Origin of the sequence: Martinezella lusitana, assembly GCF_016901135.1 — a bacterium.
GTDB lineage: Bacteria > Pseudomonadota > Alphaproteobacteria > Rhizobiales > Rhizobiaceae > Rhizobium > Rhizobium lusitanum_D.
The window spans coordinates 266,305-291,212 of the sequence record NZ_JAFEVL010000003.1 but is presented as its reverse complement, the minus strand read 5'-3'; the positions used below and the strand labels follow the sequence as shown (position 1 = coordinate 291,212).

The window sequence follows — 24,908 nt, the reverse complement described above, 5'->3', positions numbered from 1 at the left end:
CTCCATCATGCGCATTCACTCCCACCTCAATCCATCGGCTGGGCGGCGCGAGCGCGTTCGATGGCGGCACCAAGATCCTGCCAGGCAGGCCTATCGGGGGCGAAGCGGGCGCGGAGATAGGTGGCAAGGTCGGTCAGCTGGCGATCACTCAGGCTTTCGCCATAAGCTGGCATCGACATGATCTCGGCGGCATCGGCACCTGCCTTCTGGGCAAGCAGCGCCGGAGCTTCCACCCCGTGCATCATCGTCAGCAGGACATTGTCGGGACGGTCAGCGTGCAGGTTGCTATTGAAGGTGAGCGATCCGAGCGGTGAGGTCTCGGTGTGACAGGCTGAACAGGCACCCTCGAACAGCCTTGCTCCCACCGGCGCGATCCGTGCCGCCATCGCCTCGGCCGTCTTTGTGGCAGCGAGCGCGGTCGTCTGTTGCGCCACAGCACCCTCTTCGGTTTGGCCGGAGAAACTTGCCAGATACGTCGCCATGGCCTGGATATCGCTGTCGGGAAGGGGAGCAAGCGCCTTGACGACCGCGCCCATCGGCCCGCCGGCGCTGCCATGGCCCTTGGCGGTACCGGTGCGCAGATAATCGTAGAGAGCGGTTTGGCTCCAGCCGACGGGGGCAAGACCGGCACCGTTCAGCGCCGGTGCATCCCAGCCCTCCGCGACACCGCCCGCAAGATGGAACTCGCCCTTCTTTTCGGCGCCGAGCGCGTTGCGCGGTGTATGGCAGGCGCCGCAATGGCCGAGGGTTTCGACGAGATAGGCGCCGCGGTTCCAGGCTTCACTTTTCGTTGCGTCCGTCGGTACCGTCTTTCCGCCCGTAAAAAGCATGTTCCAGCCGGCCAGCAATGGCCGGATGTTGAAGGGAAAGCGCAAGGCGTTGTCCGCGGTCTTTGTGGCAGAAGGCGCCTGCGTCATCAGGAAGGCATAGAGCGCCTGAAGATCGGCATCGGTGGCACCGGCAAAGGACGGATAGGGATGGACGGGGTATAGATGTTTTCCATCACGGCGCACGCCCTGTCGCATCGCCCGTTCGAAGGCTGGATAGGACCAGGCGCCGATGCCGCTTTCGGCGTCGGGCGTGATATTCGTGGCATGGACCACGCCGAACGGCGTGTCGAAGGCGCGGCCGCCGGCAAAGGGTGTTCCGTCCGGTCCGGTGTGACAGACATTGCAGGCACCGACCGCCGCCGCCAGCCGTCCGCGTTCGATCGTGGCGGCGCTGTAGGTGCCGGGGTCCGGTCGCGTGATCTCCGGATAGGCCCCGCGCCAGGGCGAGGCGGCGAGAATGCCGCCGGCAAGCACGCCTGCGACGATGCCGCCTGCGCCCGCGAGCGTTGATCCGCGCCGCCACCATGGTTTCTTGACCGGTGTCGGCGGAGCGAGTGCCGGATGTGTTTCGCCAAGGGCTGCGAGTACGCGTTCCGGTGTCAGCGGCAGTTCGCGGAACCGGATACCGGTGGCGTCGAAGACGGCGTTGACGATGGCTGCAGCCGATGGGACCGAAGCGGATTCACCGGCGCCACGCGGCTCTTCGTCCTGCCGCAAAAGCATTAGCACGTCGATCTCGGGCACTTCCGGGAAGGTGATGATCGGATAGCCGCCCCACTCGGCGCTCTCGACCGCGGTGCTGGAGAAATCCACCTTCTCCTTCAACACGCGGCTGGTGGACTGGATGACATTGCCGTGGATCTGGTGACGCACGCCATCCGGATTGATCATCATGCCGGAATCCTGGCCGACCGTCACGCGCGTGACCGCGATTTCGCCGGTCTTGCGGTTGACGGCGACATCGGCGACCCAGGCCGACCAGGCAGCCGGTGTTCCCGGAAACTTGCCGTGGACATAGAGCGCGTAAGCGAAGCCCCGGCCATAGAGCAGGTCGCCCTCGCCGCCCATCGTTCCCGGCTCCGTGCGCGGCGTCCAGCCGGCGCGCTCGCTCACCGCATGGACCAGATCGACCGCTCTTGGATCCTTCAGGTAGCGCAGCCGGTATTCGATTGGATCGACCTTGGCCGCGAAGGCGAGTTCGTCGATATAGCTTTCATGCGCGAAGCTGTTCGGCATGGCCGAGACGCCACGAAACCACGACGCCCGCGCGATCGGTGGCATGTCGTGCACGGCGATGCGCATATTGCTGAAAGCATAGGGCGGGATCGCCGTGCGGTCGCCCATATCCGATGTTGCCGTGATGTTCGAGGTTTTGCCGGTCAAGATCAGGGCAAGCGTCGGCGACAGGTTCGACGGATAGCGCGTCTCGAAATCATAGGCCGCCGGCCCGCCTTCGAGATCGAGCCCGCCGCGCACATCGATCACCTGCGCGGCGCCCTTCGGTTCCCAGCCGTGCTCCTGTTCGCGGGTGAGCTGCACGCGTACCGGTCGGCCGACTGCGCGCGACAAAAGGGCGGCATCGGCTGTGACGTCGTCGGAACAATTGCGCCCGTAGCAGCCGGCGGCCTCCAGCCGCTCGACGAGAACAGCTTCTTCCGGCATGTCGAGGAGAAGCGCCAGATCACGGCGCATCGGATAGGGATTTTGTGTTCCGGACCAGACGACCAATCGCTCCGGGCGCCAATCGGCGACGGCGCAGGATGGGCCAATGGAACCGTGCATCTGATAGGGCCACACATAGCTGCGATCAAAACGCGGCGACGCGCCTTCGAGTGCGCGCTCGACATCGCCCTGATCGGCTAGAATGCGCTTCTTCGCCGGATTGTCGCGCAGCGCCTGCTCCGGATTGTTGAGGTCGGGCAGAAGTGGCGGATCGCGCCATACGACCTCAAGCCGGCGCGCGGCCTCGGCAGCGTTTTCCTCGCGCGTGGCGACAACGCCGACGAAGTCGCCGATCGCCACGACGCCGACCAAGCCGGGAATATCTGAGATCGAGGCCTCGTTGACGGAGATTAGGCTATGGCCGACATGCGGGCCATGGTCGAAGCCGACATAGGGCGGGCGGACGACGCGGCCATGCAGCATGTCCGGCACGCGGACATCATGGACATAGGTCCATTGCCCCGTCGCCTTGGCGGCGATGTCGTTGCGCGGCTGGGGCTTGCCGACGATCCGGTAGTTCTCCACCGGCTTTAGCGGCGCGGTGACGTCGATGGCGATCCGCTCATGGCGCCCGGCGATCAGCTCGCCGAAGGTGATCGACCAATTGGCCGGTGCTTCGGGGTGAATGATGCCTTCTTCGACCGAGAGTGTCTGCGGTGCTACGCCATATCGAAGGGCAGCTTGTTCGAGGAGCCATTGCCGCGCGGTTGCCGCAGCCTGGCGCAGCGGTATCGCCGTCACCTGGATCGTTTCGCTGGCGATCGTCGCACCCTGATCGGGTGCCGCCGTCGTGCTGCCGAGCACCATCCGAACCCGCTCGAAAGGCAGATCGAGCTCTTCGGCGACGATCTGCGCCAGAGCCGTCCGGATGCCGGTGCCAAGATCGACATGGCCATTGAAGGCGCTGGCGGTCCCATCGGGATGAAGGGCAAGGAAAATGTCGGGCTGGAGCGCGCCGCCCGGCTTGACCACCAGCAGGATTTCCTCAGCTTCGAGATAGCGGGTGCGGGGCGTTTCTTGCGGCGCGGTCATGGCGCGTCCTCCGCGATCACCGGGGAGGGGAGGGCGGCCATCAGTTCGCGGGCACGCCGGGCGGCTGCGAGGATCTCGATATGCGTGCCGCAGCGACAGAGATGACGGCTGAGGGCTGCGCGTATGGCGGTCTCGTCCGGCTGCGCGTCGCGGAGAAGCAGGGCCGTGGTCGCGATGATCATGCCGTTCAGGCAATAGCCGCATTGCGCGGCCTGTTGCTCGATGAAGGCCTGTTGCACCGGATGCAGCTTGTCCTTTGTGCCGAGACCCTCGAGGGTGACGATGGCGCGTCCCTCGGCGGCGGCGACTGATATCGTGCAGGCCCGCACGGCGCGCTTGCCGATCAGCACCGCGCAGGCGCCGCATTCGCCGAGGCCGCATCCGTATTTCGGCCCGTTGAGACCGAGATCGTTGCGCAGGATATAGAGGAGAGGCGTTTCGGGAGGCAGGTCGAGCGTGTGGCAGTGCCCATTGACACTAAGAGCGATCGGACGGGTCTTCACCGCAGCTCCCTTCCTGACGTGAAAGCAATGGAAGGGCTCGCCGTTCCCTGCCGTCCCGGAGCAATCCCGCCAGTTGCAGCGGATGGCAAGACGCCACGCGAAATCGGGCGGTCGCAGCCGCGCTTTGTCAGGATTGTCATAGGCTCTGTTCCCAAGGGTCTTGGCCGCCCTTCGTTTGTATACGAATGATTGCTGTGGGGTGGCCGTCTGTCAATGGGCAAAGCTTGAAAACTATAGGACGGTGATGTCGTGTTATTTTTGGCGCGGCGGAGCGGCCGATCAGCTTGTGAAAGCCGGCCCGGCCAGCAAAGCTGGCCGCGGGCGTCCGATTCGAAGCATCGTCACGCTTGGTCCCGACGACGCAGTCGCCATTCCCACGCGGACACCACTGGCAACGATAGCACTTGAGCTCCAAGCTTTGCTTACGAAAATGTAAGAATATTACCGCCTTGGGGACATAATATTCTGCGAAGCTTGGGAACGTTCGATGTCCCGCATCTTTCGCCGGTAGGAGCCGATACAAGCTGCGGGGATCAAAAAGGAGTAGCGGCATTGGTTCGCCTGAGCATCGGGCGGCGTCATCTTGGATTTCCCGCAGAAACGAGAATAGGCCCATGATCAAACTACTAAGGATGTCTGTTTGGATCGTCGGTATCTCGATGGTGCTCCTCGGCTCGCATCTGAGTGCGATCCAGCTGACGGATAATTTCGACGAGGTGGTGCCGGGTCAGCTCTATCGTTCCGCCCAGCCTTCCCAGGCCGATATTGACGACTATGTGAAGCACTATGGTATCCGGACCATCATCAACCTTAGAGGCAAGAGCGACGCCTTTTGGTATAAGGACGAGATTGGTGCCTCACAGCATGCCGGTATCTCCCATATTGATTTTGCGTTGCCACCGTCTAAGGAAGTAACGCCAGCGCAGGCCAGCCAGCTCATCGCAATTCTACGCGATTCACCGAAGCCCATCCTTGTTCATTGTGAAACCGGTGCCGACCCCACCGGCCTCGTGTCGGCCATTTATCTTCGGCAAATCGCGGGTGTTGACGAGAAAAAGGCGGAAGGGCAACTGTCGATCCTCTATGGTCACTTCGGGATCCCCTATCTTTCGTCCACCTATGCGATGGACAAAAGCTGGGAACAGCTTGAAAAAAGCTTTGGACTGAAAAGCTAGGATCAGGTTGTTTGGTGCTAGATATTTGCAGCGAGCTTTATGGCGCTTCTCATTCCGGCGGGGCTATGAGTTTATTCATGAAGCTCCCTAACCGGCCATGGTTTCCCGTTTCCAGAATATTTTTACGCTGATCCGAGCGTTGGTGGTTATCCCATTTGCCGATCTTCGGTGCTCGTGGCGGGCGGGCCTAATAGGCACCCTGTGAACCCTCTTTTGTTGTGCACTCGGCTCTCGTCACCATCCCGTTGAGAAGCAGATCAATGTGTCCGTCGATGAAGGCTTTTACGTCGCGAGGCTTTCGATCGGCGAACAACATGTACCAAAAGCTTAGCATTATCGCAGGACTGAGGGTGAGTTCGGGTATTTGCAAAGCAGCAGAAGCCCGCAGTTCGCCGGCGGCTACTCCCTCTTCGAAGAGCTCTCTCGCTGCATCGAACATTGGCGCGATGGTTTCCTCATAATGGCGATCAACCACATGCGGAAACCGCGACCCTTCTGATATGATGAAGCGCAGCATTTCTCTCGATCTGCGGTCGAGGACGATCCGCTCGTAAAAGAAATTGAAGAAAGCCTTGATGCGGTCCGCGTAGGGGCCGGTGAGCGTCTTCAGTTGAGCTCTTATGTCGGTAAATGGAACCGCCATGTGCTTGAACATTGCTTCGAAAAGAACCTCTTTCGTCTCAAAATAGAAATACACCGTTCCCTTGGTCACTCCGACCCGAGCAGCGATATCTTCGACGCGGGTTGCCACATAACCGTGGGCAACGAACTCCTCAAAAGCGGCGTCCAAGATCTCCAACGGCCTTGCAGCCTTTCGCTGCGCGCGCACCCCGAGCTTTTTTCTCTCCGCCATTACCCCTCCGATAGGCATTCCAATGCTGATAAGAAACTATCTCATTGACTAATCGGTTAGTCAAGTTTATCTGTCCGAAAACGCAAAGTGGTTCGGTGTTCGATCGGGGCCTTCATGGGAATTTCCAGAAATCTAATCTGGCTGGCGACGTCGGCAGCCATTCTTTCGTCATGTAGCGAAAAAAGCGGTGATCAGTCCGCTGCCAGTCGGGAAGTGCGCACCGTGAGCGCCGAGCTCTCCAGCTATGCCTCCAATACGGCAGTGACCGGCGAGGTCAGGGCGCGGATTCAATCGGAATTGTCTTTCCGCGTCAGCGGCCGGATCATTGAGCGATCGGTGGACGTCGGCTCCGAGGTCAAGGCCGGTCAGGTTCTGGCGAAGATCGATCCTCAGGAGCAGGAAGCGGATGTCGATGTCGCAACGGCGAGCCTCCATTCGGCCGAAGCCCAGCTGATGCAGGCCAAACTTGCCTCGGATCGCCAGAAAAGTCTTTTCGCAAATCAAGTGACAACCCGCGCCAGCTATGACGCGGCGCAGGAAGCGCTTCTGACCGCGCAAGGCACGCTCGACGCGGCGCAGGCTCAGCTCGGCACCGCCAAGGATGCGCTTTCGTTCACGGAGTTGCGGGCAGATGCCGACGGTGTGATTACGGCACGCAATGCGGAGGTCGGGCAGGTGGCACAAGCCGCCCAGTCGGTGTTTACGCTTGCCCATGACGGACCGCGTGACGCGGTCTTTAATGTATTCGAATCGCTGTTCCTTCAAAAGTCGAAAGCGGATGTTCAGGTAAGCCTTCTGTCCAGCCCCGCAAAACGGATATCGGTGCCCGTTCGCGAGGTGTCTCCCACAATCGATTCCGCCACGGGCACGATCCGCGTGAAAGTGGGCCTCGATAAAAGCGGCGACGGCATGCCGCTCGGTGCCGTGGTCGTCGGCACATTCACGGCGCAGCCACGCCCGGCAATCCTGCTGCCATGGAGCGCAATGACCTCGAGCGGCGGCAAGCCTGCCGTCTGGGTTGTCGATCCCTCCAAGCAGACGGTCTCGATGAAGAAGATCGATGTCGCCGAGTATCAAACGGGCAAGTTCGCCGTCAGCAGCGGCCTGGAGCCGAAGGATCTGGTCGTCGTCGAAGGAGGCAAGTTCCTCCGGCCCGGGCAGCAGGTATCGGCCACACCGGAGACGAAATAATGAATAGACGCTCGATCATCGCGATCTCCGCAATAGCCGTCGCCCTTGCTGCCTGCGAGCAAAAATCCGATGCTCCACCGGAGAAAATCCGCCCATTGCTGTCGGTCTTGGTACAGCCGCAGGCGGCCGTCACTCTAAAGCTGGCAGGCGTCGTACAGCCCCGCATTCAAACCGATCTCGGCTTCCGGGTACTCGGCCGCCTCATTGCCAGAGACGTCGGGGTTGGAGACGTCGTCACCAAGGGACAAGTCGTCGCCGCCATCGACCCATTGTCCCTCCAGCTTGCGGTCCGCAGCGCGCAGGCCGATCTTTCGAACAGCCAGGCGCAATTGGCCAACGCCTCTACGACCGCGCAACGGCAGCAGGCGCTTGCGGACGCCAAATCCGGCAGCGAGGCAGCTCTCGAGAGCGCACAGCAGGCAGAGAAAACCGCCAGCGCCGCCGTTGCCAAGGCGCAGGCCAATCTTGCAAAGGTGGAAGAACAGCTTGGATATGCACAGTTGAAAGCCGAGTTCGACGGTGTCGTCACGGCGACATCGGCGGAAGTCGGACAGGTGGTGTCCGCGGGCGATACCGTTCTGACGGTCGCCCAACCGGACCTCCGCGACGTGGTCGTGGATATTCCGGAAGCCGACATGCAGGGCCTGAAGATGGGCTCGCCGTTCGAGATCGCCCTTCAGCTCGACACCACCATTCGCGCCAGCGGCACGGTTCGCGAAATAGCTCCGGAAGCCGAGGCGGCAACCCGCACGCAGCGTATCAAGATCGGTCTGAACAATCCGCCGTCGGCCTTCCGGCTCGGCTCGATCGTCACCGTCGCGGCAACGACCGATGCCTCGCCGACAATCTCCGTCCCGCCGCCGGCAATTCTGCAGAAAGATGGCAAAGCAAACGTCTGGGTCGTCGATCCGGAGAAAAAAACGGTTTCGCTGCGCCCGGTGGAAATCGCAAAACCGGATGGCGACGAAAGCCCGGTCACCGTTCTGTCGGGGCTGAAGCCCGGCGACCGCATCGCGATAGCCGGTGTCAATCACCTCTCCGAAGGCCAGCAAGTCAGAATTAATCAGGAGACGACCCCTTGAAGACGTTTAACCTTTCCGACTGGGCGCTCGAGCATCGCTCCCTCGTCTGGTACTTCATGATCGTCTTCATCATCGCCGGGGTCTTCTCCTACGTCAGCCTGGGACGCGAGGAAGATCCGAATTTCACGATCAAGACGATGGTCATCCAGGCCCAATGGCCGGGTGCATCCGCCGAGGATGTGACGAAACAGGTCACCGATCGCATCGAAAAGAAGCTCCAGGAACTGCCGTCGCTCGATGTGACGCGCAGTATCACGACCGCCGGACAGACGATTGTCTTTGTCGACCTCCTGGCAACAACGAAAGCGAAGGACGTCTCCGGAACCTGGGTGCGCATCCGCAACATGATCGCCGACATCAAGGGCGACTTCCCGTCCGGCGTCGTCGGCCCGTTCTTCAACGACCGGTTCGGTGACGTCTTCGGCAACATCTTCGCCTTCACCAGCGACGGCCTTTCGCAGCGGCAGCTGCGCGACCGGGTCGAGGACGCCCGTTCGAAGATCCTGACTGTACCTAATGTCGGAAAAGTCGACGTCATTGGCGCTCAGGACGAGGCAATCTACCTGGAATTCTCGACCCGCAAGATCGCAGCTCTCGGCATCGATCGACAAGCCGTGATTGCGACGTTGCAAGCGCAGAACGCAGTGACGGCGTCGGGCTTTGTGGAAGCTGGCCCCGAGCGCATCGCTTTGCGCGTCGGAGGGCAGTTTACGTCCGAGGAGAGCCTGCGCGCCATCAACCTTCGCGTCAACGATCGCTTCTTCCCGCTGACGGATATTGCGACGATCAAACGCGGCTATGTCGATCCGCCGTCTTCGCTCTTCCGTTTCAACGGCCAGCCGGCAATCGGTCTGGCGATCGGCATGAAGGACGGATCGAACCTGCTGGAGTTCGGCAAGGCTCTCGAAAAGGAGATGGGCGTCATCGTCGGCGATTTGCCCATCGGCGTCGACGTTCATCAAGTGTCCGATCAGCCGGCCGTGGTCGATGAGGCGGTATCGGGCTTCACGCGCGCACTGTTCGAAGCGATCGTCATCGTTCTCGCCATCAGCTTTATCAGCCTCGGGCTTCGCGCCGGTCTCGTGGTGGCGATCTCGATCCCGCTGGTGTTGGCGATTACCTTCCTGGTCATGGCCTATTCGGGAATATCGCTGCAGCGCATCTCCTTGGGCGCGCTTATCATCGCGCTTGGCCTTCTCGTCGACGATGCGATGATCGCGGTGGAAATGATGGTGGCGCGGCTGGAATTGGGAGACGACCTGCGCAAGGCAGCCACTTACGTCTACACTTCCACCGCCTTTCCGATGCTGACCGGCACCCTGGTCACGGTCGCAGGCTTCATTCCGATCGGCCTTAACGACAGCGCCGCCGGCGAATTCACGTTCACGCTATTCGTCGTCATCGCGGTTTCTCTTCTTGTCTCCTGGATTGTGGCGGTCCTGTTCACGCCGCTGCTCGGCGTCAGCATCCTGCCGAACACGATGAAGCAGCATCACGAGAAGAAGGGCAGGTTCGCGTCGATCTTTGCGGCCGCGCTCGATCTCGCCATGCGCTTCCGCTACGTCACGATCATCATTACGGTTGCCGCTTTTGGGCTTTCCGTCGCCGGAATGGGCTTCGTCCAGCAGCAGTTCTTTCCGTCTTCCGACCGGCCGGAACTCGTAGTCGACTGGAATCTGCCGCAAAACAGCTCGATCGGCGAGACGAACCGCCAGATGGCGCAGTTCGAAAAGGACATGCTGGTCGGAAATCAGTCGATCGACCATTGGTCCACTTATGTCGGCCAGGGCGCTCCGCGCTTCCTGTTGTCGTTCGATGTTCAGCCCGCCGACGTTAGCTTCGGCCAGACGGTCATCGTCACCAAGGGGCTGGACGTCCGTGACAAGGTTCGGGCCGATCTTCAGGCCTATCTCAACAAGACCTTCCCCGGAACGGACGCATTCGTAAAGCTTCTCGATATCGGCCCGCCGGTCGGCAAGCCCGTGCAGTACAGAGTGAGTGGCCCGGACATTCAGACCGTCCGCGATCTTGCGCAGAAGCTTGCGGGCATCGTCAGCACGAACCCCTCTCTCGCGGCCCTGACCTTTGATTGGAATGAGCCCGCACGTGTCGTGAAGGTCGATGTTCTTCAGGACAAGGCGCGGCAGCTGGGGGTGACGTCAGAGGATATCTCAACGGCACTCAACGGTATTGTCGAGGGCTCCAGCACCACGCAAGTCCGTGACGACATCTATCTCATCGATGTGATCGGCCGTGCCCAGGGATCGGAACGCGGATCGATCGACACGCTGCAGAACCTGCAATTGCCTGGCTCCAATGGCAAATCGGTGCCGCTGTCAGCGGTCGCGACATTCCGCTACGAGCTCGAGCAGCCGGTTGTCTGGCGGCGTGACAGGGTGCCCACGATCACGATCAAGGCCGGCGTCGTCGGCGCGATCCAGCCCGCAACGGTCGTCACGCAGCTGGAGCCGAAGGTGGCGGAGTTCGAAAAGACACTCCCTGTCGGCTACTCGGTCGTCGTGGGCGGCGCCGTCGAGGAAAGCGGCAAGGCGCAAGGCCCGATCGCCGCGGTGGCGCCGATGATGCTGTTCGCCATGGCGACGATCCTGATGATCCAGCTTCAGAGCTTCCACCGCCTGTTTCTGGTCTTCGCCGTTGCCCCGCTGGCACTGATCGGCGTCGTCATCGCGCTACTGTCGAGTAACGCGCCCATGGGGTTCGTGGCGATCCTTGGTATTCTCGCGCTGATCGGCATTCTGATCCGCAACTCGGTCATCCTGATCGTGCAGATCGAGCATCTAAGAGAGAGTGGCGTGCCTCCCTGGCAAGCCGTGGTCGAGGCGACCGAGCACCGAATGCGGCCGATCCTTTTGACCGCAGCGGCCGCCACGCTCGCGCTGATCCCGATATCGAGGGAGGTGTTCTGGGGACCGATGGCCTACGCCATGATGGGCGGCATCGTGGTCGGCACCGTCCTGACGCTGCTCTTCCTGCCGGCGCTCTATGTCGCGTGGTTCAGGATCAAGCGCCCGTCACGCGATGTGGGTGAAGGCGTGCCGCAGACTTGACGAAGCATAGCGCACCGCCGGTCCGGACGGCGGTGCGCTGGCAATTTCATGTCGCCTATCAGGGGAAGAGCGCCAACTCGCGTCATCGGCACTGGATATGATCCAAGCAGGCGACATGGGAGGCTGAAGCTAAGCGAGAACGGTGTCGGCAAGGCTGTTGAGCAGCCGACATCGGTACAATCCACGAAAATAATCATTTTATCGGATTTCAGCACAATGCAGTTTCTCGCCTCCTTCCACCGTTTCCCACATTTGCTTTTCCCATTTGGCATCCTTCTCATCCTCGGTGCATGCGCCGGACGTCCGGGGCCTGAGGTTCTCAAGGTCGTCTCGGCAAAGAACGCCAGTACACAAGAAGTTACGCTCTACGCAGCGACGACCCGGACAAAGGACAAGGGAAACGACAACGGATTTTCAGTGGGACGCGCTGATGATCTGAACTACGCCAAATATACGATATCGATCCCGCCGGATCACAAGGCTTCGACGATCGAATGGCCAAAGGGTGCGCCGAATGCAAAAACCGATTTCGTTGTCACCTCTCAAGGCGCACTGACGGCACCGGTCTTTGACAAGGATGTGGCCGCCCAAAAGATGACGCACCGGCCCGTCGCCATATTTGTCCATGGCTATAACTATACATTTCAGGAATCGCTCTTCCGGTTGGCGCAAATGGCAGCCGACGCAAAGATGGACGTGGTTCCGGTTCTATTCGCATGGCCGTCGCAAGGGGCATTGACGGGCTACATCGCCGATCGCGAATCCGTACTCTATTCCCGAGATTATCTCGCCTCGCTTCTGGTCTCGGTCTCGGCTGATCGAAACAGCGGGGATATCATCCTGTTTGGGCACAGCATGGGTGGATTTTTGATCATGGAAACCGTGCGGCAGCTCAAGCTCGAAGGCCGGGACGATGTCCTGTCGAAGCTGCGCATCGTGCTTGCCGCACCTGACATCGATGCCGACGTCTTTCGCAGGCAGATGGACGTGATTGGCAAACTGAAAATACCGCTAACCCTGCTTGTTTCGAAAGACGACCGTGCGCTTGCCGCGTCCAGCTTTCTTGATGCCAACCATCCGAGGGTAGGTCGTCTGGATATCGATGATCCGCAAATCAGGGAAGCGGCAGTTAAGTTCGGAGTTAAGGTCATTGACATCACTTCTGTCAAAGGGTCCGATGGGCTTGGCCATGATCGTTTTGTGAGCCTTGCCAAACTTTATCCGCAACTGGCATCGCTCGATGAGCCGGCCAACCGCAGATCCGCTGGACAGGTCGGCGCCTTCATTTTCGACACGGCGGGAGCCACGGTCGCCAGCCCCTTCAAATTGGTGAGCAAGGTGGTCAATCCGCAATAGGTGAGTTCCTTGATTTTTATGCAGGCAGGGGTCGTTTGCGGGAGGGCGAAATACGGCTCTGTTGTATAAATTCGCACCAGACATGGATGCCGGATACTTATGCTGCAACCGTCGAGCGGCAACTTGATGTTGCGGTACGGCGCCAGCGCGGATCAGGGCTCCGACTGGACCGATAGAGCAGATGGGCTCACGCTTTCCCGAAAATGCTTGGTCGACCGGACACGCGGTGTTCGGCAATGAATGAACACGCAGTGTGGCGCTTGACAGATCCACGATTGTCAAACAGGATTAGTAAAGCGATTTACTAAAGCGGTTTACAAGACCATGGCGCATGAACGAGCTCCCGGTTTGAAAGATGTGGCGAAAGCCGCCGGGGTATCGGTGACCACTGTCTCGCGCATGCTGAATGGTTCACTCGATCTGCCGGCCGCAACCAAGCAACGCATCGACGAAGCGATCTCCGCCCTAAAATATCAGCCCAACCCTCATGCGCGTCGTTTGAGCCGTGGCCGTTCCGATACGATTGGGCTCGTTGTCCCCGACATCGCGAATCCTTTTTTTGCCACCATGGTTGCCGCCGTCGAGGAGGCAGCCAACGATCTGGGTCTTGCGGTCTCGCTGTATGCGACCCTCAATCGTACTGGGCGTGAAGTCGCCTATCTTCGGCTGCTTGAGCATAATCATGTTGACGGCCTTGTTTTCGTGACCAACCATCCAGACGACGGCGAACTGGCGGCACTCATCAATCGAACCGGGAAGGTCATCGTTGTCGACGAGGACGTGCCGCTCGCGATGGTGCCCAAGCTCTTTTGCGACAACTTGCAGGGCGGTTATCTCGCGGGCCGTCACCTGGCTGAATTCGGGCATCGTAACGTGCTTTTTGTCGGAGGCCCCGATGCGATGATCAGTACGCAGCGCCGCTTCAATGGATTGCGCAGCGGTCTGCAGGAGCGGTTTGGCGAAGCATTTTCGATCCGGCGCTACAGCGTCGAATATACGGTCGCTTGCGGTCGGGAGATGGCACGGCGTTTCCTTGAGGAAGGATCGCCTGCGACGGCCATTTTTGCCAGCTCGGACGAAATCGCGATCGGCATGATCGAAGTGCTGCGTGAACACGGCATCTCCATTCCCGATGATCTGTCGATCATCGGTTTCGACGATGTCAGCCCCTTGCATCTCTTTGCACCGCCTTTGACGGCGATCCGCCAGCCGGTGCGTGCCATCGGCCGGCGTGCCCTATCCCTTCTTCTAGAAACAAACTGGCAAGAGAGCGAACAGCTCGCCACCGAGGAACTCGTGCCAGTCGAAATCGTCGTGCGGAATTCCGTTGCACCGCCGTCGACCGATAATAAGCAACGGTAACAATAAGCAAAGATAACCAAACCAGAGGATGAGAACATGATGAAACAGATCAGACGTCGGGCGTTCAATACCGCGCTCGCTTTCACCGCCCTTGCCGGTGTCGCCATGAGCGCATCGCTTGCTCACGCCGCGGGCAAGACCTATGCGCTGGTACAGATCAACCAGCAGGCCCTCTTTTTCAACCAGATCAACGAAGGTGCGCAGAAGGCGGCCGATGCATCGGGCGACAAGCTCGTCATCTTCAACGCCAACAATGACGCCGCGGCGCAAAACAGCGCCATCGAGACTTATATCCAGCAGAAAGTGGACGGCCTGATCGTTGTCGCCATCGACGTGAACGGTATCATGCCGGCCGTCAAACTGGCCTCCGACGCAGGTATTCCGACCGTCGCGATTGACGCTATCCTGCCGGAAGGCCCACAGAAATCGCAGATCGGCGTCGACAACGGCAAGGCCGGTGCCGACATCGGCGCCCATTTCCTCGACTACGTGAAGAAAAACATGGGCGGCAAGGCAAAGGTCGGAATTGTCGGTGCCCTAAACTCCTATATCCAGAACGTTCGTCAGAAAGGCTTTGAAGACGCCATCAAGGGCGATGGGATCGAGACGGTTGGCGTTGTCGATGGCCAGAACATCCAGGACAACGCGCTGTCCGCTGCCGAAAATCTCATCACCGGCAATCCCGACATGACGGCAATCTATGCAACCGGCGAACCGGCTCTTCTTGGAGCAATCGCCGCCGTACAAAGCCAAAGTAAACAAGATAGTATCAAGGTATTTGGCTGGGATCTCACTGCACAGGCCATCGCTGGCCTCGATGCAGGCTACGTTGTTGCCGTGGTTCAACAGGATCCGGCAGGCGAAGGCAAGGCGGCCGTCGAAGCGCTTGCCAAGTTGACGTCCGGCGGCAGCGTCGAAAAAAGCATCTCGGTGCCGATCACGATCGTGACGAAGGAGAATGTCGAGCCGTACCGGGCTGTTTTCAAATGATCACAGAGAACCGGCCTGTTCATGCCGGAGCCGGGGAGGCGCAAGTCTCCTCGCAGCCTCCCGGCCGATCGATGCCGACGCCGGCCGTTTCCTTGCGGGGTATCCGCAAGACTTTCGGCTCGCATCAGGCGCTCCGCGGCGTTGATCTTGATCTTTTTCCCGGCGAGTGCCTCGGCCTTGTGGGCGACAATGCCGCGGGCAAGTCAACGCTTACTAAGATTATCTCCGGCACTTATCTGCCGGATGAGGGGACGATTTCATTGAACGGCGAAGAGGTTCGCCTCTCCGGTCCGGCGGACGCTCGCGACCGCCATATCGAGATGGTTTTCCAGGATTTGAGCCTTTGTGATCATATCGACGTCGTCGGCAATCTCTTCCTCGGGCGCGAGCTGACCAGGGGGCCGTTCCTTGACCGCAAGAGAATGTTGGTCGAGGCTCGCAAGATGTTGGATGCTTTGGAAATCCGCATTCCGCGCCTTTCGGCCAAGGTCGAGAAACTGTCCGGCGGCCAGCGGCAGGCGATCGCGATTGCGCGCGCCGCCTCTTTCAATCCGCAGGTTCTGATCATGGATGAGCCAACATCGGCTCTGGCCGTGGCTGAGGTCGAGGCGGTCCTTTCCCTGATCAATCGGGTCAAGGCCAAGGGCGTCTCCGTCGTCCTCATCACCCATCGCCTGCAGGATCTCTTCAGGGTCTGCGACAGGATCGCCGTCATGTACGAGGGCACCAAGGTCGCCGAGCGCGATATCGGCAGGACCAATCTCGAGGATCTCGTTAAGCTCATCGTCGGGGGAGAAGGACATTGACCCTCTATACCGAACGCGCCAAGGGTTCGCCGCTGGCCGATTTCTTCGGCGAGCATGCCCAGGTTCTATCCATCGCCTTTTTCTTCCTGGCCTGCCTCGTCTTCTTTTCGCTGACGACGACGACCTTCATGACCGCAGGCAATATTCTCAACATCGTGCGCCAGGCCGCCCCCATTCTCATCGTGGCGATCGCGATGACCATGGTCATCGTCACCGGGGGCATCGACCTGTCGGTCGGCTCCATGCTGGCGCTCATAAATGCGGTTGCCGCGATCACGCTCGCCACGGGCCTGCCCTGGCCCATCGTGTCGCTCGGCATGCTCGTATTCGGCGGTATTATTGGCCTGCTGCAGGGCTGGTTTATTGCCTATCAGGACATTCCGGCCTTCATCGTCACCCTGGCCGGGCTCTCCATCCTGCGCGGCGTGGCGCTCTATCTGACACAGGGCTATTCGATCCCCATCAATGACGTCCCGGGCTTCTTCTACATGGGGCGCGGTGAACTGGCGGGCTTTCCCGTGCCGGCGCTGATCGCAATCGTCATTGCGGTCGTCGGCTATGTCGTCATTGCGGCCACGAAATATGGCCGGCAGATCGTGGCGGTCGGTTCCAACATGGAGGCGGCTCGCCGTGTCGGCATGCCCGCCAAGTGGATCGTTGCCTCGGCCTATCTGGTATCGGGCGTTGCCTCGGCGCTGGCCGGATTGTTGATCGCGGCGCGTCTCGGTTCCGGCTCGTCGAATGCCGCCGTCGGTTTCGAACTGCAGGTGATTGCGGCGGTTGTCCTCGGGGGTACGTCATTGATGGGGGGCCGTGGGACGATGATCGGCACGGTCCTCGGCACCATGACCATCGCCGTCATCGGCAACGGCCTGATCCTGATGCATATTTCGCCCTTCTTCACCCAGATCGTCACCGGTGCGATCATCTTGGTCGCCATTTGGCTCAACACTCGCATCTTCACCACCAATTTCCGGTTCGCCCGCAAGAGGAAAGCCTGACATGAAGATCGACGAGCTTTCGCCAGGTCATGTGCGCTCCGGCATGGTGATGACCGTGGGTGGACCAATTCCGGTGTCCGACCTCGGCCTCACGCTGATGCACGAGCATATCCTCAACGACTGCCGCTGCTGGTGGCATGCGCCGAAGACGCCCGAACGGCAATATCTCGCCGAAGGCTTCGTCTGCATGGAAATCTTGAGCGAGCTTCGGCAGGATCCCTTCGTCAACAAGCATAATATTACGCTTGATGATGAAAAGCTTGCCATTCAAGAACTTGAGGACTTTGCGGGGCTTGGCGGCCAGACCGTCGTCGAGCCTACCTGCCAGGGCATCGGCCGGGATCCGCTGGCGATGCGGCGCATATCCAAGGCCACGGGATTGAACATCGTGATGGGGGCGGGCTTCTATCTCGGCTCCTCGCATCCGGTAAGGGTCGCCGCCATGTCGGTCGGTGATATCGCCGACGAGATCGTCCTCGAAGCTACGGTCGGGGCCGACAATACCGATGTCAGGATCGGCCTGATCGGGGAGATCGGCGTCTCCTCCGACTTTACCGCGCAGGAGGAGAAGTCGCTGCGCGGCGCGGCGCAGGCGCAGACACGCACCGGCCTGCCCCTGATGGTGCATTTGCCCGGTTGGTTCCGTTTGGGCCATAAGGTTCTCGACATCGTCTCGTCCGAGGGCGCTGATCTCAGGCATACCGTCCTTTGCCACATGAACCCGTCGCATGACGATCTCACCTATCAGTCGGAGCTGGCTGCCCGCGGCGCCTTCCTCGAATACGACATGATCGGTATGGATTTTTTCTATGCCGACCAGCAGGTGCAGTGCCCGAGCGATGAGGAGGTGGCCCGCGCGATCGTCAAGTTGGTCGAGATGGGCCATGTCGGCCGGATACTGCTGTCGCACGACGTCTTCCTGAAGATGATGCTGAAGCATTATGGCGGCAACGGCTATGCCTATATCCTGCGCCACTTCCTGCCGCGATTGAAACGTCACGGCTTGGATGACAAGACGCTCGACATTTTCATGCGCGCCAATCCGCGGTCGGTCTTCGAAGCGACGATCTAACCATCAAGAAAAATAGAAATGGAAACATCATGACGAAGAAGGTTCTTCTGGTCGGCGAAAGCTGGGTCAGTTCGGCGACGCATTACAAAGGGTTCGACCAGTTCGGAAGCGTCACCTTTCATCTCGGTGCCGAACCGCTCGTCAAGGCTCTCGCCGGCAGCGAGTATGAGCTGACCTATATGCCCGCGCACGAAGCGGTCGAAAAGCTGCCCTTCGAGATGGCGGGACTTGATGCCTATGACGCCATCATCCTCTCCGATATCGGTGCCAACTCTCTTCTTCTACCGCCGGATGTCTGGCTCCACTCCAAGACCGTGCCGAACCGCCTGAAGCTGCTCAAGGCCTGGGTCGAGAAGGGCGGCGGCCTGCTGATGGTCGGCGGCTACTTTTCGTTCCAGGGGATTGATGGCAAGGCCCGCTGGCGCCGCACCGCCGTCGAGGACGTGCTGCCGGTCACATGCCTACCCTATGACGACCGCGTCGAAATTTCGGAAGGGACTACGCCCGTCATCGAAAAACCGGATCATGCGACCGTCACCGGCCTGCCGAAGGAATGGCCTCTGCTCCTGGGTGTCAACGAGGTCGAGGTGCGTGAACGGGCCGACGTCGAAGTCATTGCCCGCCTGCCGGACGACCAAGGCGGTCATCCGCTGCTTGTCACAGGCAAATTCGGCAATGGCCGCACGGCTGCCTGGACCTCGGATATCGGACCGCATTGGCTGTCACCGGCCTTCTGCGAATGGGAGGGCTATGGACGCCTTTGGAAGAACATTCTCGGTTGGCTGACCGAGAGGTCGTAGGCTCAGCCGCGGGCAAGAATGTCGGCAAGCTCCTGGCGGCTGGGGAATGCGGATCGTGTTCCCCGCCGGCTGACGGTGAGGGCGGCGGCGGCGGTCGCATGGCCGATAGCCCTGATGTCGAGCACGGAGTTTCTCAGCGCTGCCGAGGCGAGGGCGACGGCCATGAATGTATCGCCGGCGCCGGTCGTGTCCACGACATCAATGGCGAGGGCAGGGACGGTTGCGACGATTTGGTTTGCATGTGCAAGGATCGCACCTTCGCCGCCGAGCGTCAGGACGATCTGGGCAACACCAGCTCCGGCAAGGTGGCGAATGGCGTCCTCGCCCGAGGATCCGGTCAAGCTTTCCGCCTCGCCTTTGTTGAGGAAGGCGATGTCGATCAGTGGCCAGAGGTCGGTGAAGTAGGGTCGAAGCGGCGATGGGTTGAAGGCTGTCGTGATCCCGCGGCGCCTTGCTTCGCTAAGGATGCCTCGGGTGACATCCTGGCTGAGGTTGCCTTGCAACACGACGAGGTTGCCGGCTGCGGCATCGTCCAGCGGCGCAAGAGCCTCGGAAAGGGACAGCGCTTCGGCGGAAGCCGTGGTGGTTACGATGGCGTTTTCGCCGTCGGGAGTGGTGAAGATGATGGAAAAGTCGCTGGAGCGGCCGGGATTGCTCGATAGGCAGGTATGCAGAGCTTCTTCGGCAAGATGGTCGCGGATCGTCTGGGCGCGAAAATCCTCGCCGACGGCCGTAACGAGCGTCGTGGAAAGGCCGGTCCGGCTCATCACGACTGCCTGGTTGGCACCCTTGCCGCCTAGGTCGCGGGTTTCCTCCCGACCAAGGATCGAGGCGCCCGCTTCGGGCATCGACAACACGGATATGGTTTCGTCGATGGCGACGTTACCGATGACATAGGCACGCATGGCACACCTTCGGAAAGGAAAGAGAAATGCAACTGATATCTGACAGAGCTTCAAGCGCCATAAGGGAAATATTCGGGACTGACAAGGCGCTGATCGGCATGATTCATTGCCCGGCCTTTCCGGGCGCGCCGCGTTATCGCAGTGCCGCGATGGACACAATCTATGACACCTGCATGCGCGATGCGGAAGCGCTTGTCAAAGGTGGCATGCATGGTCTGATCATTGAAAACCACGGCGACATTCCCTTCTCCAAGCCCGAAGACATCGGACACGAGACGGCCGCCTTCATGTCTGTTATCACGGATCGCATTGCCCGCGCCGTCGGTGTGCCGCTTGGCATCAATGTGCTTGCCAATGCGCCTATCCCCGCCTTCGCAATTGCCATAGCCGGCGGCGCGCGCTTCATCCGCGTCAATCAATGGGCCAATGCCTATGTGGCCAACGAGGGCTTTATGGAGGGTCGTGCAGCCGAGGCGATGCGTTATCGGTCGCTACTGCGCGCCGAGCATATAAGGGTTTTTGCCGACAGCCACGTGAAGCATGGCGCGCATGCCATCACCGCGGACCGGACGATCGATGAATTGACGCGCGATCTTGCCTTCTTCGATGCCGACGTGGTGATTGCCACCGGCCAGCGAACGGGCAATAGCGCGACGATTAAGGAGATCGAGGAAATCGGCGCGGCAACGCATCTGCCGCTGCTCGTCGGATCCGGCGTCACCAAGGACAATATCGTTGAAATTCTCAAGCGTACGAACGGCGTCATTGTCGCTTCGTCGCTCAAAGAGGAGGGTGTGTGGTGGAACCCAGTCGACCCAGCCCGCGTCGCCGCTTTTGTGGCTGCTGCGGCACCCGGCCTGGAGGCGTGAGCAATCATGATGCAAAGCCTTTCCGAACAGATGCTCGATGAAAACCGCGACCTATTCGATGCGATGGTTCATCATCGATTTGTCGAGGACATCAAGGCCGATCGTCTGCCGATCGAGGCCTTCGAGCGCTATCTTGTTTTCGAAGGTGCCTTTGTCGATACCGCGATCGCGATCTTCGCCTATGCCACCGCCAAGGCCGGGACGATGGCACAGAAACGCTGGCTGATCGGCGTGCTCGACGCTTTGGCCAATCAGCAGATCGCCTATTTCGAAAAGACCTTCGTCATCCGTGGCATTGATCCGGCCAGCTATGACACCAGCCGCGAAGATGTCGCCGCCTTCCGCGACGGGATGCTGTCGATCGCGCGCAATGGCGGTTTCTTCGATACGATTGCGGCAATGTTTGCCGCTGAATGGATGTACTGGACCTGGTCGACGGCAGCCAGCAGATGCACGATCAGCGATCCGCTTCTGAAGGAGTGGGTTATGCTCCATGCCGAACCGGCATTCGAGGCGCAGGCGCGATGGTTGAAGACCGTGCTGGACGAAGCCGGCGAGATGGTGGATGCCGCCGAGCGCAAGCGCCTGAGCATGATCTTCGGCCTGGTTCAACGCCTGGAGATCGATTTCCATGAAGCGGCCTATTCATAGAAGCTCGGAGATGACCTGGGGTTAGCAATTAACAGGCCGCGGTTACTCAAGGCGAGGCACTTCGAGACGTCGTGGGCGGGGCAGATTTGGCGGGTGTTCATGCCGACGACATCCACGCCATTTGTGGACCTGCGCAGATCTAGTGGTCGGGGCGCATATACGACTGTGGTTCAAATCGGCCCGATAATTCCAGCGCTTCCGATCAGTCTGCTCGCCGCCAGGTAATCATGGAGCTGGTAAGATAGTTCCAGCCTGCACCAATGACGGCTCCCGCCAGGCCGGCGAGCCACCATTGTGGCTCCCGGCTGTAAAAAAGTGACGACACTCCGGTCCCCGCGAGAACTCCGACGCTGCAAAATGCCGCGAACAACATCAAGCCTGTCACGAATCGCACGCCGCGGCGGCGTCGATCTCTGTATGTGAGGGCATTGTTGAACGTGTAATTCGAGATGACTGCGGCCAACATGGCGGCAGCCTGGCTGACCGGAAATGCCAGTCCACCCAGCAGCAGCAACCGCAAGATGGTCAGGTGAACGACAACACCGCTAAGGCCGACCAAGCCGAACAATAGCATTCGCGAGGAAATAATATCGCCGGACCATTTTGCGACGAGGAGCCCAAGATACTCGAATACCACCGATGCATCGAGTTTGCTCTCGCCGTGAATCCTTGGCCGAAACACGTATGAAATCTCCCCAATTTTCAAGGGAACGGGCGATGACGCGATAATATCCAGCAGGATCTTGAAGCCTTGCTGCGAGAGCTTCGGAGCAAGCTCGTCGATCAGCGCGCGTTTGACCATGAAAAACCCGCTCATCGGATCGGACGTCTCGATCTTCAACAGACGCCTTGCAATCCGGATGGCCATCTGACTTCCTACTTGGCGGATGCCATTGAACCCCTCAGCCGACGAGCCTTCCTCGCCATATCTCGTTGCAACCACCAGATCGGTCCGATTGCTACGCATCATGGCAAGCATGGCCGCCAGCCGCGTTTCATCGTGCTGAAGATCAGCATCCATAACGGCAACGATAGGCGCCGACGTGGAGAGAATGCCTTCTAGGCACGCGCCGGCAAGCCCGCGCCGATGGATCCGTCGAATCCCTCGGATACGCCGATCGCTTAGAGAAAGGCTTCGCACGACATCGACGGTCTTATCGCTTGAATCGTCATCAACGAAAATCACCTCCCATGCGATACCGACGAGCGCAGCCCGAAGGCGCTCGATGAGCGGGACGATGTTTTCACGTTCATTGAAGGTGGGTATGACGATGGAGAGCTCAAAGCCCTCCTGCCGCGGGATTTCGCTCTTTATGATTGCCAAATCCCCAGGCCATGCGCGGATGGGAGCCAAACGAAATGAAGTCATAAGGGTCTAATATTCCTTGGAAGGAAGGGCGAGTTCTGTCGACGAATTCGCGGAAGGTTCGAGCCGAATACATACGACCGCTTCAGCGGCTCATGAACCCAACTTGCCTCCACGAATCTTCGTCGCCCATTGGCTCGCCATGACGCCTGAGCGACTTCGATCCAGACAATATGTCACGATTACCTGACAATACTCTGAATTTGCGTTGAAATTCGGTATCTACCCACTCATAGCACATGTAGCCGGCTCCGGAAATGTCTAGCCTCCAGAGGACGAGGCGCATTGCGTGCCTGCATTCTCGCAACGACCAAGATTATAACCCACGCGATAATAGAAGCTCCCGACGACGACGCCATTTTTTCGCACGACCTGCTCTTGAATGTCGGTCAGACGTGAGAAGTATTGAGGGATGTCGTCTTGCTGCAACTCGTTTCGTTTCAGAGCAACCAGCACTGCTGTATTTCCTCGCACCGTTTCGGCCGGATGCCAGAGGTCATACATAAGACTGCTGCCACCAATGGCGCTCTGCCCTATTGAATTATCTTGAACGCGCTGTGCTTGGCGCACATAGAAGGCCATTTCGCTGGCAAGGAAGTAGTTGTCCGTACCGATCAGCACGACGGGAGCTGTACTCTCCTCGGCTACCTCGGCCTCAATTGCGCCGACCGCCTGGCCAAATTCGCTCCACGCGACCGGTAATGTGCGGATGTTATGAATGTAGCCGACGCCGGGAAAACCCAGAACCACGTAATGAAAAAGCGCCGCATAAACAGCCGTTGTGATTCCGATCGTCGGTATCCATGCGCGTCTCAGGTGCCTTCCCAGCCACCGGTCTTCTCCCGCTGCTCCGGCAAGCAAGGATGCGACGAAGGGAAGGACCGCGAGCCACAGAGGACCGGTCCAATTCGGCTTGTTCTCATGGAAAAGGCTGAAGAGAACAAATACACTAAGCGGGATAAGTGTGAAGAGGAGAATGAAAAGCGCCCTGGTCGCGCCTGGTCGCGATCGGACTGCAGAGACATTCGCCTTCAGGCTGGCGGCGGCGGCAATGAGGCCGGTGGGCGTCAATAGAACAGCGGCACTGACGATGAGAGACGGCAAAGTGAATTGAAATGCCTCACCCACGCGTCTCGACCCCTGGAATGCGAAGGACATCCATTGGTGCGTTGCATTCCAGTAAACGACTGGCGAAAATAACAAGGCCGAGACTGCAGCGGCAAGGTATGGCTCTCTTCGACCAAGCCATCGCCGCGATCTCGGGTCGATCAGAACGAATAGTAATGCTGCAGGCCCCAATAGCAGTATCGTGTACTTCGACAGCAGGCCTATACCAAACGACACGCCAGCCCCGAACCAAGCAAGATGCTTCTCACCAAGGAGAGCTCGCTCCAGAAAAAATAGCGTGGCCACCCAGGCTGCGGCCAGCGGCGCGTCTGGCATCATCAGAAAGCCGGTCGAAAAATAAAACGGGAGCACGGCAACCAACAGTGCGCAAGCTATTGCCGTCGCCTTGTCGAAGAGATTCCGCGCGAGCTGGAAGGAAAAACCAGCGGTCAATAGCCAACACATATATGCGCCGATGCGAACACCGAACTCGTTATCTCCAAAGAGCGTGGTTCCCAGCCAGATCAACCATGCGACCATCGGCGGATGATCAAGATAACCGATGTCTAGATGCTGCGAATAATTCCAATAGTAGGCCTCTTCAGGCAGAAGGTTGGCGAAACCGAGAAATACGAGGCGCAGTGAAAGAAGATAGATAATGATGCCAACCGCGGCGAATAATTTTCGCCTTTCAACAGGTACGGTCGACCATAAGAAAAGCGTGTCACCCAGTAAACCAATGGCAGCGCTTGCAAGCACCACAGAGGCGCCGGAAAGAAGGACCGGAAGATTGAGGGTTGTCATTGCGACAACAAAGATTCCGCCTCTCAGACTGAGCGTCAAAAGCCTCAGGAAAAGGAAAATTGCCAACTGCTGTGAGCTGGAGTTGCTGTCCACAGTGGGATCGATCCGCGCCAAGATCCCGGTTGCGATGCAGACAAAATATAAGAGAACACTACAGGCGAAGCTCAGAACGTGAGCTTTCATCGGGTCGATGCCAACCCGGATCAGCACCACGAAAGCCATAAAATCGAGAAGCGCGCAGATCATGCCAACAACAAAAAGGCGCATGACAGCGTGCTTGTGTGTGGCCCCAAGAGCCTGAACCTGTCGCACGATATTATCCGATCTCAATTTTCTCTTGTTGTCGATGATCCGGCGTGCCCG

General features: G+C 59.5%; 19 protein-coding genes. 13 read left to right on the top strand and 6 right to left on the bottom strand.

The genetic code is table 11. The features are described 5' to 3' along the window. Positions 1-26: 26 nt before the first annotated feature. Together JTP94_RS02070 and JTP94_RS02065 are read right to left on the bottom strand one after the other, a co-directional pair. Positions 27-3,584: a molybdopterin cofactor-binding domain-containing protein gene (locus JTP94_RS02070; protein WP_204848894.1), complete on the bottom strand. Its 3,558-nt coding sequence runs from the start codon at positions 3,582-3,584 to the stop codon at positions 27-29. Beyond that, on the bottom strand, positions 3,581-4,087 hold the full coding sequence (locus tag JTP94_RS02065; protein ID WP_204848893.1) for a (2Fe-2S)-binding protein: 507 nt from the start codon (positions 4,085-4,087) through the stop codon (positions 3,581-3,583). Before JTP94_RS02065 ends, JTP94_RS02070 begins: the two co-directional genes overlap by 4 nt. 614 nt (positions 4,088-4,701) lie before the next feature. Between JTP94_RS02065 and JTP94_RS02060 the strand changes: the two genes are divergently transcribed. Continuing rightward, the gene (locus JTP94_RS02060; RefSeq protein WP_204848892.1) at positions 4,702-5,262 is read left to right on the top strand and encodes a dual specificity protein phosphatase family protein; all 561 of its coding nucleotides are present in this window, start codon (positions 4,702-4,704) and stop codon (positions 5,260-5,262) included. Between the two features lie 187 nt (positions 5,263-5,449). Here the strand turns inward: JTP94_RS02060 and JTP94_RS02055 are convergent, their stop codons facing one another. Further along, positions 5,450-6,115, bottom strand: a complete 666-nt coding sequence (locus JTP94_RS02055) for a TetR/AcrR family transcriptional regulator (protein ID WP_204848891.1) — start codon at positions 6,113-6,115, stop codon at positions 5,450-5,452. Positions 6,116-6,229: 114 nt separating this feature from the next. Between JTP94_RS02055 and JTP94_RS02050 the strand changes: the two genes are divergently transcribed. From JTP94_RS02050 to JTP94_RS02005, 10 genes are all read left to right on the top strand, one after another. Next, positions 6,230-7,306 (top strand): efflux RND transporter periplasmic adaptor subunit, encoded by a 1,077-nt coding sequence (locus tag JTP94_RS02050; RefSeq protein WP_204848890.1) that lies wholly within the window; start codon positions 6,230-6,232, stop codon positions 7,304-7,306. Continuing rightward, positions 7,306-8,388 (top strand): efflux RND transporter periplasmic adaptor subunit, encoded by a 1,083-nt coding sequence (locus JTP94_RS02045; RefSeq protein ID WP_204848889.1) that lies wholly within the window; start codon positions 7,306-7,308, stop codon positions 8,386-8,388. Before JTP94_RS02050 ends, JTP94_RS02045 begins: the two co-directional genes overlap by 1 nt. Continuing rightward, positions 8,385-11,456, top strand: coding sequence for an efflux RND transporter permease subunit (locus JTP94_RS02040; RefSeq protein WP_204848888.1), 3,072 nt, complete (start codon positions 8,385-8,387; stop codon positions 11,454-11,456). The genes JTP94_RS02045 and JTP94_RS02040 overlap by 4 nt, the downstream gene beginning before the upstream one ends. 216 nt (positions 11,457-11,672) lie before the next feature. Further along, positions 11,673-12,812: an alpha/beta hydrolase gene (locus tag JTP94_RS02035; RefSeq protein WP_204848887.1), complete on the top strand. Its 1,140-nt coding sequence runs from the start codon at positions 11,673-11,675 to the stop codon at positions 12,810-12,812. A gap of 324 nt (positions 12,813-13,136) precedes the next feature. Beyond that, positions 13,137-14,174: a LacI family DNA-binding transcriptional regulator gene (locus JTP94_RS02030; protein WP_204848886.1), complete on the top strand. Its 1,038-nt coding sequence runs from the start codon at positions 13,137-13,139 to the stop codon at positions 14,172-14,174. 39 nt (positions 14,175-14,213) lie between these two features. Continuing rightward, positions 14,214-15,164 (top strand): substrate-binding domain-containing protein, encoded by a 951-nt coding sequence (locus tag JTP94_RS02025; protein WP_204849026.1) that lies wholly within the window; start codon positions 14,214-14,216, stop codon positions 15,162-15,164. Continuing rightward, the gene (locus JTP94_RS02020) at positions 15,161-15,970 is read left to right on the top strand and encodes an ATP-binding cassette domain-containing protein (protein WP_204848885.1); all 810 of its coding nucleotides are present in this window, start codon (positions 15,161-15,163) and stop codon (positions 15,968-15,970) included. Before JTP94_RS02025 ends, JTP94_RS02020 begins: the two co-directional genes overlap by 4 nt. Then, positions 15,967-16,971 (top strand): ABC transporter permease, encoded by a 1,005-nt coding sequence (locus JTP94_RS02015; protein WP_204848884.1) that lies wholly within the window; start codon positions 15,967-15,969, stop codon positions 16,969-16,971. Before JTP94_RS02020 ends, JTP94_RS02015 begins: the two co-directional genes overlap by 4 nt. A 1-nt stretch (position 16,972) precedes the next feature. After that, positions 16,973-18,043 (top strand): phosphotriesterase, encoded by a 1,071-nt coding sequence (locus tag JTP94_RS02010; RefSeq protein WP_204848883.1) that lies wholly within the window; start codon positions 16,973-16,975, stop codon positions 18,041-18,043. A gap of 29 nt (positions 18,044-18,072) precedes the next feature. Beyond that, entirely contained in the window at positions 18,073-18,843 is a 771-nt protein-coding gene (locus JTP94_RS02005; RefSeq protein WP_204848882.1) for a glutamine amidotransferase, read from the top strand. Between the two features lie 2 nt (positions 18,844-18,845). Here the strand turns inward: JTP94_RS02005 and JTP94_RS02000 are convergent, their stop codons facing one another. After that, entirely contained in the window at positions 18,846-19,748 is a 903-nt protein-coding gene (locus JTP94_RS02000; RefSeq protein ID WP_204848881.1) for a PfkB family carbohydrate kinase, read from the bottom strand. Positions 19,749-19,774: 26 nt separating this feature from the next. Between JTP94_RS02000 and JTP94_RS01995 the strand changes: the two genes are divergently transcribed. Then, complete coding sequence (locus JTP94_RS01995) at positions 19,775-20,617, top strand: BtpA/SgcQ family protein (protein WP_204848880.1); 843 nt, start codon at positions 19,775-19,777, stop codon at positions 20,615-20,617. Positions 20,618-20,620: 3 nt separating this feature from the next. Beyond that, positions 20,621-21,268, top strand: a complete 648-nt coding sequence (locus JTP94_RS01990) for a TenA family protein (protein WP_204849025.1) — start codon at positions 20,621-20,623, stop codon at positions 21,266-21,268. 202 nt (positions 21,269-21,470) lie between these two features. Here JTP94_RS01990 and JTP94_RS01985 read toward each other — a convergent pair whose 3' ends face one another. After that, positions 21,471-22,637: a glycosyltransferase family 2 protein gene (locus tag JTP94_RS01985; RefSeq protein WP_204848879.1), complete on the bottom strand. Its 1,167-nt coding sequence runs from the start codon at positions 22,635-22,637 to the stop codon at positions 21,471-21,473. Positions 22,638-22,895: 258 nt separating this feature from the next. Further along, a complete protein-coding gene (locus tag JTP94_RS01980) occupies positions 22,896-24,857 on the bottom strand; it encodes a glycosyltransferase family 39 protein (protein ID WP_204848878.1) in 1,962 nt (653 codons plus the stop codon). Between the last annotated feature and the right edge of the window lie 51 nt (positions 24,858-24,908).